Annotated in this window: 12 protein-coding genes and 1 other annotated feature; of the genes, 11 read left to right on the forward strand and 1 reads right to left on the reverse strand. The window is 37.2% G+C overall.

What is annotated here, in order from left to right; genetic code table 11:
• Positions 1 to 76: 76 nt before the first annotated feature.
• Positions 77 to 727, forward strand: coding sequence for an amino acid ABC transporter permease (locus LCM23_RS04185; protein WP_224935826.1), 651 nt, complete (start codon positions 77 to 79; stop codon positions 725 to 727).
• A 16-nt stretch (positions 728 to 743) separates the two neighbouring features.
• The gene (locus LCM23_RS04190; protein WP_281202221.1) at positions 744 to 1,481 is read left to right on the forward strand and encodes an amino acid ABC transporter ATP-binding protein; all 738 of its coding nucleotides are present in this window, start codon (positions 744 to 746) and stop codon (positions 1,479 to 1,481) included.
• Positions 1,482 to 1,562: 81 nt separating this feature from the next.
• Here LCM23_RS04190 and LCM23_RS04195 read toward each other — a convergent pair whose 3' ends face one another.
• Positions 1,563 to 2,045, reverse strand: a complete 483-nt coding sequence (locus tag LCM23_RS04195) for a LiaI-LiaF-like domain-containing protein (RefSeq protein ID WP_224935827.1) — start codon at positions 2,043 to 2,045, stop codon at positions 1,563 to 1,565.
• A gap of 238 nt (positions 2,046 to 2,283) precedes the next feature.
• Here LCM23_RS04195 and hemA point away from each other — a divergent pair, with 238 nt between their 5' ends.
• The 9 genes from hemA to LCM23_RS04240 all read left to right on the forward strand — a co-directional run bounded on the left by hemA (position 2,284) and on the right by LCM23_RS04240 (position 14,409).
• On the forward strand, positions 2,284 to 3,624 hold the full coding sequence (gene hemA, locus LCM23_RS04200) for a glutamyl-tRNA reductase (protein WP_224935828.1): 1,341 nt from the start codon (positions 2,284 to 2,286) through the stop codon (positions 3,622 to 3,624).
• 15 nt (positions 3,625 to 3,639) lie between these two features.
• Positions 3,640 to 4,473 (forward strand): cytochrome C assembly family protein, encoded by an 834-nt coding sequence (locus tag LCM23_RS04205; RefSeq protein ID WP_095372377.1) that lies wholly within the window; start codon positions 3,640 to 3,642, stop codon positions 4,471 to 4,473.
• Positions 4,474 to 4,509: 36 nt separating this feature from the next.
• Positions 4,510 to 5,445 carry a hydroxymethylbilane synthase gene (gene hemC / locus LCM23_RS04210; RefSeq protein ID WP_224935829.1) on the forward strand — a complete coding sequence of 312 codons (936 nt, stop codon included), beginning with the start codon at positions 4,510 to 4,512 and terminating at the stop codon, positions 5,443 to 5,445.
• Positions 5,442 to 6,203, forward strand: coding sequence for a uroporphyrinogen-III synthase (locus LCM23_RS04215; RefSeq protein WP_224935830.1), 762 nt, complete (start codon positions 5,442 to 5,444; stop codon positions 6,201 to 6,203). The genes hemC and LCM23_RS04215 overlap by 4 nt, the downstream gene beginning before the upstream one ends.
• A gap of 20 nt (positions 6,204 to 6,223) precedes the next feature.
• Entirely contained in the window at positions 6,224 to 7,204 is a 981-nt protein-coding gene (gene hemB, locus LCM23_RS04220) for a porphobilinogen synthase (RefSeq protein ID WP_224935831.1), read from the forward strand.
• A 16-nt stretch (positions 7,205 to 7,220) separates the two neighbouring features.
• A complete protein-coding gene (gene hemL / locus LCM23_RS04225; protein ID WP_224935832.1) occupies positions 7,221 to 8,507 on the forward strand; it encodes a glutamate-1-semialdehyde 2,1-aminomutase in 1,287 nt (428 codons plus the stop codon).
• A 354-nt stretch (positions 8,508 to 8,861) separates the two neighbouring features.
• Positions 8,862 to 9,962, forward strand: a complete 1,101-nt coding sequence (gene spoVID, locus LCM23_RS04230) for a stage VI sporulation protein D (RefSeq protein WP_224935833.1) — start codon at positions 8,862 to 8,864, stop codon at positions 9,960 to 9,962.
• 110 nt (positions 9,963 to 10,072) lie between these two features.
• Positions 10,073 to 11,140, forward strand: a complete 1,068-nt coding sequence (ysxE, locus tag LCM23_RS04235; protein ID WP_224935834.1) for a spore coat protein YsxE — start codon at positions 10,073 to 10,075, stop codon at positions 11,138 to 11,140.
• 309 nt (positions 11,141 to 11,449) lie between these two features.
• Positions 11,450 to 11,687, forward strand: a binding site (T-box leader).
• Between the two features lie 76 nt (positions 11,688 to 11,763).
• Positions 11,764 to 14,409, forward strand: coding sequence for a valine--tRNA ligase (locus LCM23_RS04240; RefSeq protein WP_224935835.1), 2,646 nt, complete (start codon positions 11,764 to 11,766; stop codon positions 14,407 to 14,409).
• Positions 14,410 to 14,438 lie beyond the last annotated feature (29 nt).

The following is a 14,438-nucleotide window of genomic DNA, read 5'->3' on the forward strand; positions in this document are numbered from 1 at the left end:
ATGCATCTCCGTTTATTGCGTATGCATTCGCCTCTTGTATCTAAAGAGAAAATACATTTTACCTTAAGGAGGAAATATGGACATACTAACAACGTTTGTTGACACCTTCCCAATGTTTTTTGAGGGAATGCTCCTAACTTTTCAATTAACAATAGTCTCAATTTTTATTGCTATTTTTATCGGTCTCTTTTTTGCTATGTTAAAGATATCTAAAGTGAAAGTATTAGAGTGGATTGCGGACCTCTATATCTTCTTAGTCAGAGGAACACCTCTCGTTGTGCAAATCTTTATCTTTTATTTCGGTTTAACTTCATTAAATATTTCCGGTTTTTGGTCCGTTGTTTTAGGTTTAGCTTTCCATAATGGTGCCTATATTGCAGAGATTTTCAGAGGAGCCATTCAATCTATTGAAAGTGGTCAAATGGAGGCAGGTCGTTCCCTAGGGATGAGTGCAGGCTTAACAATGAGAAGAATTATTTTACCACAAGCAAGCAGACGCGCTTTGCCACCACTCGGGAACCAATTTATTATTGCGTTAAAGGATTCTTCACTAGCTTCGTTTGTAGGTGTCTATGAGCTCTTTAATATTGCCACAACACAAGGATCAATCAATTATGATTATATGACTTACTTATTGATTGTTGCCGTCTATTATTTAGTGCTTGTTCTTCTATTTACAGTGATTGTGAACCTTGTTGAGAAGAAAATGTCTAATAGTGAGCGATAGAAAGGGATGAATATAGATGAGTGAATCAGTTATGATTAGTATAGAGAAATTAAATAAGTCTTTTGGTGATCTTCATGTATTAAAAGATATTGATTTTACAGTAAAAGAAAGCGATGTTGTTTGTCTAATAGGTGCCAGTGGTTCTGGTAAAAGCACATTACTAAGATGTCTTAACTTTCTAGAATTAAAAGATAGTGGAACAATTACATTAGAGGGTGAAGTAATAGAAAAAGACTCTCATGACTTAAATGAAATTAGACAGAGAGTTGGAATGGTGTTTCAGCACTTTCATCTCTTCCCTCATAAAACAGTCATACAAAATATAATGGAAGCACCGATGCAAGTGAAAAAATTATCGAAAAAGGATGCAGAGGAACAAGCGTTAGTACTCTTAGATAAAGTTGGCTTATCGGATAAGAAAGATGTTTACCCATCTAAACTATCAGGTGGTCAAAAACAGCGTGTTGCCATTGCAAGGGCATTAGCGATGAAGCCGGATGTAATGCTGTTTGATGAACCAACTTCTGCACTAGACCCAGAATTAGTTGGTGAAGTGTTAGCAACAATGAAAGAACTTGCTGAAGAAGGAATGACGATGATTGTCGTCACGCATGAAATGGGATTTGCGCGGGAAGTGGCAGATTGGGCAGTGTATATGCATGATGGTAAAATCGTTGAAGTCGGTCATCCTGAAGAGTTATTTAATCATCCAAAGGAAGAAAGAACGAAAAGCTTCCTAGATTCTGTTCTTTAAAAAGAGTTAATTACTAAAACGAAAAAAACGAACATTTTCTTTGCAGATATGTTCGTTTTTTCAATGGAAGTTTCTAATAGATTATTTTCTTTTAATAAGGAAAAAGAGGCCAATGATAATAAAAATAGCAGGCCAGAATTTCGTTATGTATGAAACGATTTCACCGTAGCTACCTGCATATTGCAAAATTTTTTCATAAAATAATAAAGTAATGGCTAATACTAACATAAGAAACCCTTGCAAGAGGCCATTGCCTGTTTTTAAGTAATATAATAAAAAGGCAAGGGCAATAATAAGGACAAAGGCACCAATATGATTAGGCCATATGCTTAAACGATCAACAATGATGAAATGTAAACCAAACCCAAAGAGAATCACACCGGGAAATATAGCATTATATTCTTTACCGCTATATGCTTGGAGTAAAAAGGCCAAACCTGTAATAGCTAGTAATACTGGCCAGGTCAATAACGATTGTAAACTCTCAACCTGTAATTGCTGAATGAGAAAGAAACAGCCGTAGCCTATTAATATAATACCGGCAAATAGTCGTTGACTTTTCATTTATTCACCACTTTCAGTTAGGTACACTTGAATATTAGGCAGTTTTTTGGTATTGTACATAGTGGAGTGTTTATGATAATAAATATCAAATTATAATAGTTTTAAAGTAATCATTTACTACTCAAATATCATATCATATGTGTTCATACTCTGTTCACATTTTTTCGAAAAAGCTTGTAAAGATAATGTTATAATATATGTATGTATTTATGCAATTTTTTTGGGGGGTCTACTAAAAATGCATATCGTGGTCGTTGGTCTAAATTATAAAACAGCCCCTGTGGAAATTAGAGAAAGATTAACATTCGATCCTTCTCAATTGGGTGAAGCAATGCAAGCATTGCAACAAAAGAAAAGCATCTTGGAAAATGTAATTCTATCCACATGTAATCGGACCGAAATTTATGCGGTTGTCGATCAACTGCATACAGGGAGATATTATATTAAAGAATTTTTAGCCGATTGGTTTCAAATAGATCAAAATGAATTTTCGCCCTTTCTTTTTATTTATGAACATGATGGTGCGATAGAGCATTTATTTAAAGTCGGTAGTGGATTAAACTCAATGGTTCTAGGAGAAACTCAAATTTTGGGCCAAGTTCGCTCTAGCTTTTTGCAAGCGCAAGTTGAACATACAACTGGAACAATATTCAACCAATTATTTAAGCAGTCCATTACATTTGCTAAAAAAGCACATTCCGAAACAGATATTGGTGCAAATGCTGTATCTGTCAGTTATGCTGCAGTTGAGCTTGCTAAGAAAATATTCGGTCTTATTACGAATAAGCAAGTACTTATTCTTGGAGCAGGTAAAATGGGCGAATTAGCGATACAACATCTTCATGCAAATGGTGCGAATGTTACGGTTATTAATCGTACTTTTGAGAAAGCGAAAAATTTAGCACACCGCTATGAAGGACAAGCGAAATTAATGCAAGAATTACAATGTGCATTAGTGGAAGCCGATATCGTGATCTCTTCTACAGGTGCAAACAGTTATATGATTACAAAAGAGATGATGGCAGATGTAGAAAGATTGCGGAAAGGTAAGCCATTATTTATGGTCGATATTGCTGTTCCACGTGATTTAGATCCAGCACTCGCTGATTTAGATAGCGTTTTCTTATATGATATTGATGATCTAGAAGGTATTGTTGAAGCGAATTTGCAAGAACGTAAAAAAGCAGCGGCGAAAATTCAATTATTAATCGAAAGTGAAATCGTTGAATTTAAGCAATGGCTTAAACTTCTAGGGGTTGTACCTGTCATCTCTGCTTTAAGAGAGAAAGCTCTTGCTATTCAGGCTGACACAATGAAAAGTTTGGAAAGAAAGCTTCCTAACCTAACAGAACGTGAAAGAAAAGTGGTTAGCAAGCACACGAAGAGTATTGTGAACCAAATGTTGAAAGATCCTGTATTACAGGCAAAAGAATTGGCAGGACATAAAAATGCTGATAAAGCATTAGAATTGTTCGTGAAAATATTTAATATAGAAGATCTTGTTGTCCAGCAAATTGAAAAACAAGAACAACCAAAATCAGATCGTGTAAAGGTGCAACAGACATCCTTTCAATCATAAAAAGGGGTACTGTCCATGTTTGATATCTATATGGCACGCCTGCATGAATTTACTGTCGTTCTTTATGCAGCGAGTGTACTTCTCTACTTTATTGACTTTTTAGCAAGTAACCGGAAGGCCAATCGTGTCGCCTTCTGGTTACTTGCATTTGTATGGGGATTACAGACGGTATTCTTATTACTCTATATGTGGAATACGGGTAGGTTCCCTGTGTTAACGATATTTGAAGGTTTATACTTCTACGCATGGGTACTTATTACATTTTCTTTAATTATTAATCGCATTATGAAAGTTGATTTTATCGTTTTCTTCACAAATGTACTTGGTTTTTTTATTATGGCTTTACATACATTTGCGCCTATTGAGATTGAATCAGATGTGCTGGCGAATCAATTGATGTCTGAGCTCCTCTTTTTTCATATTATTGGTGCGATTCTCTCATATGGTGCTTTTTCATTGTCATTTGTATTTGCTCTTTTATATTTGATTCAATATGATTTGTTGAAGAGGAAAAAGTGGGGTTCAAGGCTTATTCGAATTGCGAATTTATCACAACTAGAAAAAATGTCTTATCTATTTGCTAGTATAGGGGTGCCTATGTTAGTGATTAGTTTAATATTAGGGATACAATGGGCTTATATGAAATTACCAAATATGGTATGGTTGGATTCAAAAGTGCTTGGTTCCTTATTGGTACTCATTTTGTATAGTATTTACTTATATTTAAAGGTTGGCAGAGGAATGAGTGGTAAATCACTTGCTACTTGGAATGTGGCTGCTTTCCTTGTTGTATTAATTAATTTTTTCTTATTTGGAAGGTTATCTTCTTTCCATTTCTGGTATGAATAAGAAAAGGAATATGTTTTAAAGAATAGGGAGGCTGTCATGAGAAAAATAATTGTCGGTTCAAGAAGAAGTAAGCTTGCGTTAACACAAACAAATTGGGTGATTGATCAGTTACGCCGTTTGAATCCTGCAGTTGACTTTGAAGTAAAAGAAATTGTGACAAAAGGAGATAAAATCCTGGATGTTACCCTTTCAAAGGTAGGAGGAAAAGGCCTATTCGTTAAAGAAATTGAACAAGCGATGTTAGATAAGGAAATTGACATGGCTGTACATAGTATGAAGGACATGCCAGCTGTCTTACCTGAAGGATTGACAATTGGTTGTATTCCGGAAAGAGAAGACTATCGAGATGCACTTATTTCCAAAGGCCATGTGAAATTAGCTGACTTAAAACCAGGTGCAATTGTCGGGACAAGTAGTTTAAGAAGAGGTTCACAAATTTTGGCTAAAAGACCAGATTTGGAAATTAAATGGATTCGAGGGAATATTGATACACGTCTTGCTAAACTTGAAACAGAAGAATATGATGCCATTATTCTTGCTGCTGCCGGCCTATCAAGAATGGGATGGACGAAGGAGATCGTTACAGAATTTATTGATCCAGATATTTGTTTACCAGCTGTTGGTCAAGGTGCACTCTCTATTGAATGTAGAGAAGATGATCATGAACTAAGAAGGCTTTTAGATGCATTCACTTGTGAGGAAACGAAAAGAACAGTGCTGGCCGAGCGTGCATTTCTTCATAAAATGGAGGGTGGTTGCCAAGTGCCGATTGCAGGCTTTGCCCGTTTAACTGAGAATGGAGAAGTAAGTTTGACTGGTTTAGTTGGCTCTCCAGATGGCCGTACGATTTATAAAGATATGGCTGTTGGTGATGATCCTGAGACAATAGGGTATCAAGTAGCAGAAAACTTATCGGAATTAGGTGCAAAAGCCTTAATTGATGCTGTCAAAGAGGAGTTAGACGAAGGATGATTCATGAGGACAGTGCCCTACATGGAATGTCTGTCCTTATTCCCCGAAGTAAAGATCAATCGGAGGCTAGTGGTGATTTGGTCAGATCCCTTGGTGGACATCCAGTAATTATCCCATTAATTTCGTTTAGAGAAACAACAGAAGCCCATTCTTTAAAAAACCTTGATTTCACACAATATCAATGGATTATTTTTACAAGCAGTGTGTCAGTTGAGGTGTTTTTTACATATGTGTCACAGAAGACAAACTTACCGAAGTTGGCCGTTATAGGAAAGAAAACAGCTGAAAAGTTATCACAATATGACTTGAAAGCTGATTTCATACCTACGGAATTTGTGGCTGAAACATTTACCCTTGAATTTTTAACAATTTTAGGGGATGAACAAAATATATTCTTGCCTAAGGGCAACTTGGCCCGAGATTATATTAAGCAAAGGCTTATGGAAGCAAAGCATAGAGTGACTGAACGAATCGTTTATGAAAATTTTTTTCCTAATGAGAGTAAACAATTATTAACGGGTCGTTTATTGAATGAGGGCATTGATATACTATTATTTACTAGCCCATCAACGATTGATCATTTTATGGAAATCGTAGAGCGTCATGATTTGAAGAATCAAATAAGGAAGAGTATCATCGGTTGTATAGGACCAATAGCTGCAAAAAGAGCAGAATTTTACGGTTTGAAGGTACATGCTGTACCAACTATATATACATTTAAACATTTAATTAAGGAAGTAGTAAAAGTCATTTCTTAATCAAGTTGGAGGTAGTACAAATGGATAGTCAATTTAATCGTCATCGCCGTTTACGTCGGACAGCTAATATGCGCAATCTAGTAAGAGAAACACATCTACATGTGGAGGATTTTATTTATCCAATTTTTGTTGCAGAAGGACAAGACATAAAAAAAGAAATTCCTTCTATGCCAGGCATTTATAATTTATCATTAGACCATTTAACTGAAGAGATGGATGAGGTTGTATCTCTAGGTATCCAATCTGTTTTATTATTTGGTGTTCCTCTTGAAAAGGATGCTTGTGGTACGCAGGCGTATCATGACCATGGAATTGTCCAAGAAGCAACAAGATTAATCAAGGAAAAGTATCCAGAAATTTTGGTCGTTGCAGATACTTGTCTTTGTGAGTATACTGACCATGGTCATTGTGGTTTGATTGAAAATGGCGAAATATTAAATGACGCTTCATTAGAATTACTTGTGCAAACAGCAATTAGTCAAGCAAAAGCAGGCGCAGATATTATTGCTCCTTCTAATATGATGGATGGATTTACAGTCGCTATTCGTGAGGGCCTTGATGAGGCAGGCTTTGAGCATATACCTGTTATGTCTTATGCAGTTAAATATGCGTCTGCTTTTTACGGACCATTTAGGGATGCTGCTGGCAGTACACCACAATTTGGTGATCGGAAATCATACCAAATGGACCCTGCAAACCGCTTAGAAGCAATGAGAGAGGCAGAATCAGATTTAATGGAAGGTGCAGACTTCCTCATTGTAAAGCCTGGGATGCCTTATCTTGATATTGTTCGCGATGTGAAAAACAATATTAATTTACCACTTGTTACTTATAATGTAAGTGGCGAATACTCGATGGTAAAGGCCGCTGCACAAAATGGCTGGATTGACGAAGAAAGAATCGTGCTTGAGATGTTAACAGGGATGAAAAGAGCTGGTAGTGATTTAATTATTACTTATCATGCAAAAGATGCTGCCAAATGGATGAACTCACACAAATAAGAAAAGAGGGATGTTTATGCGTTCATATGAAAAGTCACAAGCCGCATTTAAAGAAGCAGTTAAATTGATGCCTGGTGGAGTAAACTCCCCAGTGCGTGCTTTTAAATCGGTTGATATGGATCCGATTTTTATGGAGAAGGGCCAAGGGTCCAAAATCTATGATATTGATGGTAATGAATATATTGATTATGTCCTTTCATGGGGACCACTCATTTTAGGACATGCTAATGAAAAAGTTGTTTCTGCGGTGAAGGAAGTTGCCGAAAATGGCACAAGTTTCGGGGCGCCAACGTTGATTGAAAATGAATTAGCACAGCTCGTCATCGATCGTGTTCCTTCAATTGATGTGATTCGTATGGTTTCATCAGGTACAGAAGCAACGATGAGTGCATTAAGATTAGCTAGAGGTTTCACAGGACGCAATAAAATAGTTAAATTTGAAGGCTGTTATCACGGTCATGGAGATTCTCTCTTAATTAAAGCCGGTTCTGGTGTAGCTACACTTGGATTGCCTGATAGTCCTGGTGTGCCTGAAGGTATTGCAAAGAATACGATTACAGTTCCATACAATGATCTTGAAGGTGTGAAATACGCTTTTGAACAATTTGGTGAAGATATCGCTGCCATCATTGTTGAACCTGTTGCTGGTAATATGGGAGTTGTTCCACCAGTAGAAGGATTTTTACAAGGGTTACGTGATGTGACAACTGAATACGGTGCCCTTCTTATTTTTGATGAGGTAATGACAGGTTTCCGTGTTGATTATAACTGTGCCCAAGGTTTCTTCGGCGTTACACCTGATTTAACTTGCTTAGGAAAAGTAATAGGTGGTGGACTGCCTGTTGGTGCTTACGGTGGTAAACGAGAAATTATGGAGCAGGTTGCACCAAGTGGCCCGATTTATCAGGCAGGTACATTATCAGGTAACCCGCTTGCGATGGCTGCAGGTTATGCAACATTAAGTCAATTAACACCGGATACGTATGCTAACTTTATTAAGAAAGCTGATAAACTCGAATTAGGCTTGAGAACAGCAGCAGAAAAATATGAGATTCCACATACAATTAACCGGGCAGGATCGATGATTGGTCTATTTTTTACAAATGAAGATGTCATTAATTATGATCAAGCGAGAACGTCTAATCTTGACTTCTTTGCCTCTTATTATCGTGAAATGGCACTTCAAGGCGTATTCCTTCCACCATCACAATTTGAAGGTTTATTCCTGTCTACAGCATTAACGGATGAAGATATTGATCAAACAATTGCCGCAGCTGAAAAGGCATTTGCGAAATTGAAATAAGTTTTTAGCGAACAAATTCCGGAATGGAATTGTTCGCTTTTTTATTCTCAATCGAAAGATGTCAATCTTTTAGAGAGTAGGGCAAAGAGAAGAGCAACGGTAGACAGAATGAGAAAAAGAGAGTTTGGTGCATTGAAATGGCTCACATCGAAAAATAGTCAAAGTGGAGAGTGGGAAAGATGTGAGATTTTAAATTCACAACCCCTAAATTAATCTATTTCTCTTTAACAATATAGTTATTCTATCGAAGACGCGCTCCTTTCTAAGTAAAGTAATCATAATTCACTTTTCCTCCTCATAAAGTGTAAGAGAAAAGATGTTATTGTTTTGATGATATGGGAGGAGGAGTCGAATATGTCTCAAGGAAATCCGTCGAACTTGCGGTTTTCATTAGAGGAATCCGTTTGGTTTCAAAAAGGACAGGAAGTATCACAATTACTTTCGATTTCACTTGATCCGAATATAACGATTCAGGATAGTGAGCAGTATGTAACGATTCAAGGTGCACTAGAACTAACAGGCGAATATCATCGTGATGAATCAACCGAGGACAGTATGAATGAACCGCCATCTACATTAAGGTTTATCCAATCTGTGGAAGAAAGGGAAGAGGGGGTATGTGAGTTTACACACTACTTTCCTGTAGATATTACGATCCCGAATAACCGTATTGAGAGATTGGATGATATTGATGTCCAAGTAGAGTCATTTGATTATATGTTTCCTGAAAGAAGTTGCATGAAACTCCATGCTAATTTGACGATATCTGGTTTGTATGGTGACCAACAGCATGTGGCATATACTGAGGATGAGAATAACGTGCTTGAGCTTGATACGGTAGAACGTTCAACGGTTCAGGATCAAGAAGAAGAAGAAGAAGACACCAGTCGTGAAGAAGAACAAACAGAAATTAACTTCTCCCTACCAGAGGAGAATGAAAAAGATGAAGATGTGTTTGTTGCTGAAGCCAAGCAGGAGCCAGAAGTGGTTGAAGAAGAACCGGTATTAAATCGATCCTTACCTATTCTTGAGCCTCAAGAAGAAGAACCCATTGATATGCCAGAGGTTTCTTTTATAGCTAATCGATATGAAGAGAAAAAGCAGGAAGCAGAAGAGATTTTTGAGGTTAAGCAAGTAGAAGAAACAAAACCAGTTCAAGAGCTTGAAGAAGTGACAGATGAGCTTGAATCCTCTTCAGAAGAAGTGAAACCACAAAAGAAAAAAGTAAAAGGCAAGAAAAGCATGAGTTTGACGGAATTTTTTGCTCGTAAAGAAGATGAAGAACAATTGACGAAGGTTAAGGTATGTATTGTCCAGCCTAATGATACGATTGATCTTATTTCAGAAAGATATGATGTGACACCACAAACATTAATGAGAGCCAATCAACTAGAATTGAATCAAGAAGTGCATGAAGGCCAAGTTTTATATATCCCTGTAGCTGTTACAAACTAGCGGGTAAGGGGGCACATTATGAGCAGATCTCCATCGGTCTGCTCGCATTTTTATCAGTGTCACTTGTTTACTTACACAGTTTAGGTAAGTGAGGAAAGAGAGTGGTCTAAGTGGCAAAGGAAAATAGATTAAAAAAATATGGTCCAATCTTAAAACACTATGCACTTGAGCCTAATTTCATCGAAAGTTTTGGTAGCGTTCAAAAAGTTTACTCTAGCAAAGGTGTTTTTTCTTTGAAAAAAATAAAAGCAAATCATGGTGCGGACTTCATACGTTATATTCAACAATTATACCAAATGGGGTACAACCGGATCGTCCCGATTTATCCGACGGTTGATGGTAGGTATGCCGTTTTACACAACCAAAAGCTGTATTATTTAATGCCTTGGCTACCTAATGAGATTAAAGAAGATCAATTTGAACGGCATCAACAAATGTTTAGAGAACTTGCTCGCTTGCATGTCTTAAGTACGAAAGAAGTGGAAGTTTCTAAGGAAGAACGTGAAGAGCATTATGAAAATACGTTACTAGAATGGGAAAAGCAGAGTGAATTTTTGGATGGTTTTATTGAAACATGTGAATCTAGGGAATATTTATCTCCTTATGAATTGATGTTTACACAATATTATAATGATATCGCTCAAGCGTTAACTTTCTCAACCAAGAAGTTAAAGGATTGGTACGAAAAAACGAAGGAAGAGGAAAAAGTTCGTACAGCTGTTATACATGGAAAAATTTCTACCGAACATTTCTTGTATGATGAGCGCGGATATGGCTATTTTTTGAATTTTGAAGAAGCGAAGAGAAGTTCACCTATGCATGATCTTCTTCCGTTCTTATCAAGGTCTTTAAAAACCTTTCCAAAGCGTGCCGACGATGCTGTCGATTGGATTTACACTTATTTTAAGCATTATCCGTTTAGAGAAGATGAAATGCTGTTATTTCAAAGTTATTTTGCTCATCCAGGGCCTGTCATTCGCGCAGCAGAAAAATATCATAATGGTAAGTCAAAAAAGAATGAAAGAAAGCATGTAGAGCATATACAAAGGCAATTTTGGTTATTAAAAAATACGGAATATGTGGCCATGAGAATTGATGAAATTGAGCGTCAGAAAAAACAAGCACAAGAAGCAGCTGAGAAAGCGAATGCAGAACAAGAAGGAGCCCAAAATGGATAAAAACTGGGCTCCTATATTCATTTTAAGAGAATCCAAATGAAAATTAAACGCCCTCTGTAAAAGCAAGGTCTATATCTTAGAGTATACCTTTCTACCTCTCCTCGAAAGTTTACATTTAGGTTGTGGATTTCTCTTTTGCATCCTCATCCCGCGCATAATTGCCTCATACATAGGCAGGCTCAAAATATGAGCAATTTTTTTAAAGGTTTGTTCCCTTTTTTCATTATCATGTATATAATAAAAAAAATTGGTCATCCTTATTGACTATAGTGACTGTTTTTAGGTAGTATTACTTTATATTCAAACAAATGAAAAGCTTTGATAGGGAAGAGTACATTGGCGCTTTGCTTTAAGAGAGGAAAATCAATTGCTGTGAGATTTTCTAAGCGAACCCATTGGAAGGTCGCCCTGGAGCTTCTTTCGTGAACGTAGGTTCTATTATTAGCGAAAGACGGGAACGCCGTTATCCATTCGAGAGTCAATTACTAAAGTTTATGGTAATTGAAAAAAAGGTGGTACCGCGGAAGCAACTCCATTCGTCCTTTTTGTGACGAGTGGAGTTTTTTATTTTGCTTTTGTTTGATTGTTAACGATAAGCGAATGTGAGAAAGGATGAATAGGCGATGGAAGAGAATAATATCACGATGCCAACAAAATATGACCCTCAGTCTATTGAACAAGGTCGTTATGATTGGTGGTTAAAAGGAAAATATTTTGAGGCAAAAGATGATCCGGAGAAAAAACCTTATACTATTGTGATACCGCCACCAAATGTAACGGGAAGATTGCATCTTGGTCATGCATGGGATACAACGCTTCAAGATATTTTGACGAGAATGAAGCGCATGCAAGGCTATGATGTTCTGTGGTTACCTGGTATGGACCATGCAGGTATTGCTACTCAAGCAAAGGTTGAGCAAAAACTTCGTGAAGAAGGAAAAAGCCGTTATGATTTAGGTCGAGAAGCCTTTGTAGAAGAAACGTGGAAATGGACGAATGAATATAAAGGACATATTAGACAACAATGGTCTAAGCTTGGTCTCGGTCTAGATTATAACCGTGAACGCTTTACATTAGATGAAGGGTTATCAGATGCTGTACAAGAAGTCTTCGTTGCTTTATATAATAAAGGCTTGATTTATAGAGGCGAGTATATTATTAACTGGGACCCTTCTACTAAAACAGCTTTATCTGATATAGAAGTTATCCATAAAGATGTGCAAGGTGCGTTCTATCATATGCGCTATCCATTAACAGATGGTAGCGGCCATATTGAAATTGCGACAACAAGACCTGAAACGATGTTAGGTGATACAGCGGTTGCCGTTCACCCTAAAGATGAGCGTTATCAACATTTGATCGGTAAAACGGTGAAACTGCCTATAACTGGAAGAGAAATTCCGATTGTTGCAGATGATTATGTTGACATGGAATTTGGTTCAGGAGCAGTGAAAATTACACCAGCTCATGACCCGAATGACTTTGAAATTGGTAATCGTCATAACTTAACAAGAATTCTAGTAATGAATGAAGACGGGTCAATGAATGAGAATGCTGGCAAATATCAAGGGTTAGATCGTTTTGAATGCCGTAAACAAATCGTTAAAGATTTGCAAGAAGAAGGTATTCTTTTTGAAATTGAAGAGCATCTTCATTCTGTGGGTCATTCAGAACGTAGTGGGGCGGTTGTAGAACCTTATTTATCTACACAATGGTTTGTAAAAATGCAACCACTTGCGGATGCGTCGGTTGATTTGCAAAAGGGTGAAGATAAAGTCAACTTCGTTCCAGATCGTTTTGAAAATACGTATTTACGCTGGATGGAAAATATTCGTGATTGGTGTATTTCTCGTCAACTATGGTGGGGTCATCGCATCCCAGCTTGGTATCATAAGGAAACAGGTGAAGTATATGTAGGAACAGAAGCACCGAGTGATAGTGAGAACTGGAAACAAGATGAAGATGTGCTTGATACATGGTTTTCATCCGCGTTATGGCCATTCTCCACATTAGGTTGGCCGAATGAAGAAAGTGCTGATTTTAAACGCTATTATCCGACTGATGCGTTAGTAACCGGCTATGATATCATTTTCTTCTGGGTATCTAGAATGATTTTCCAAGGTATTGAATTTACTGGTGGTCGTCCATTTAAAGATGTACTTATTCATGGATTGGTTCGCGATGCGGAAGGTCGTAAGATGAGTAAGTCACTAGGTAATGGCGTTGATCCAATGGATGTAATTGAGAAATACGGTGCAGACTCCTTGCGCTATTTCTTATCAACAGGAAGCTCACCAGGCCAGGATCTGCGTTTCAGCTTTGAAAAAGTAGAATCTACGTGGAATTTTGCCAATAAAATATGGAACGCTTCTCGATTTGCCTTAATGAACATGAATGGATTAACTTATGATGAAATTGATTTAACCGGTGAAAAATCGGTTGCAGATAAATGGATTTTAACTCGCTTAAATGAAACAATTGAAACGGTAACAAGGTTGTCCGATCGTTATGAGTTTGGTGAAGTGGGCAGAATCCTCTATAACTTCATTTGGGATGATTTCTGTGACTGGTATATTGAAATGGCAAAACTGCCATTATACGGTGAAGATGAAGCAGCTAAACAGACAACAAGATCTGTTCTCGCTTATGTACTAGACCAAACAATGAGATTATTGCATCCATTCATGCCGTTTATTACAGAGGAAATCTGGCAAAACCTTCCTCATAAAGGAGAATCGATTACAGTTGCCTCTTGGCCGACTGTGAATGAAGAGCTTTCCGATAAGGCAGCAGCAGAAGAAATGAAACTGCTTGTAGAAATTATTCGTTCTGTACGTAATATTCGTGCAGAGGTAAACACACCATTGAGTAAGAAGATTGATATGCTCATCAAAACAAAAGATGAAAAAGTACAGAAGGTTTTAAGTAAAAATGTTGGTTATATTGAACGCTTCTGTAACCCTGAGCAATTAACCATTGCGATTGATGCAAAAGCACCTGATAAGGCGATGACAGCGATTGTTACTGGAGCAGAAATTATTCTGCCATTAGCAGGTTTAATTAATATTGATGAAGAAATTGCTCGTTTACAAAAAGAATGGGATAAGTTAAATAAAGAAGTAGAACGTGTTCAGAAAAAATTAAGCAATGAAGGTTTTATTAAGAAAGCACCTGAAAAAGTGATCGCTGAAGAAAAAGCGAAAGAACAAGATTATAGCGAAAAACGTTCAGCAGTTGAAGCAAGAATGAACGAATTAAAAGGTGAATAAGGTATAATAGGAGAGGAGGCGAAATATCG

It is taken from the genome of Cytobacillus kochii, assembly GCF_020171845.1.
GTDB lineage: Bacteria > Bacillota > Bacilli > Bacillales > Cytobacillaceae > Cytobacillus > Cytobacillus kochii.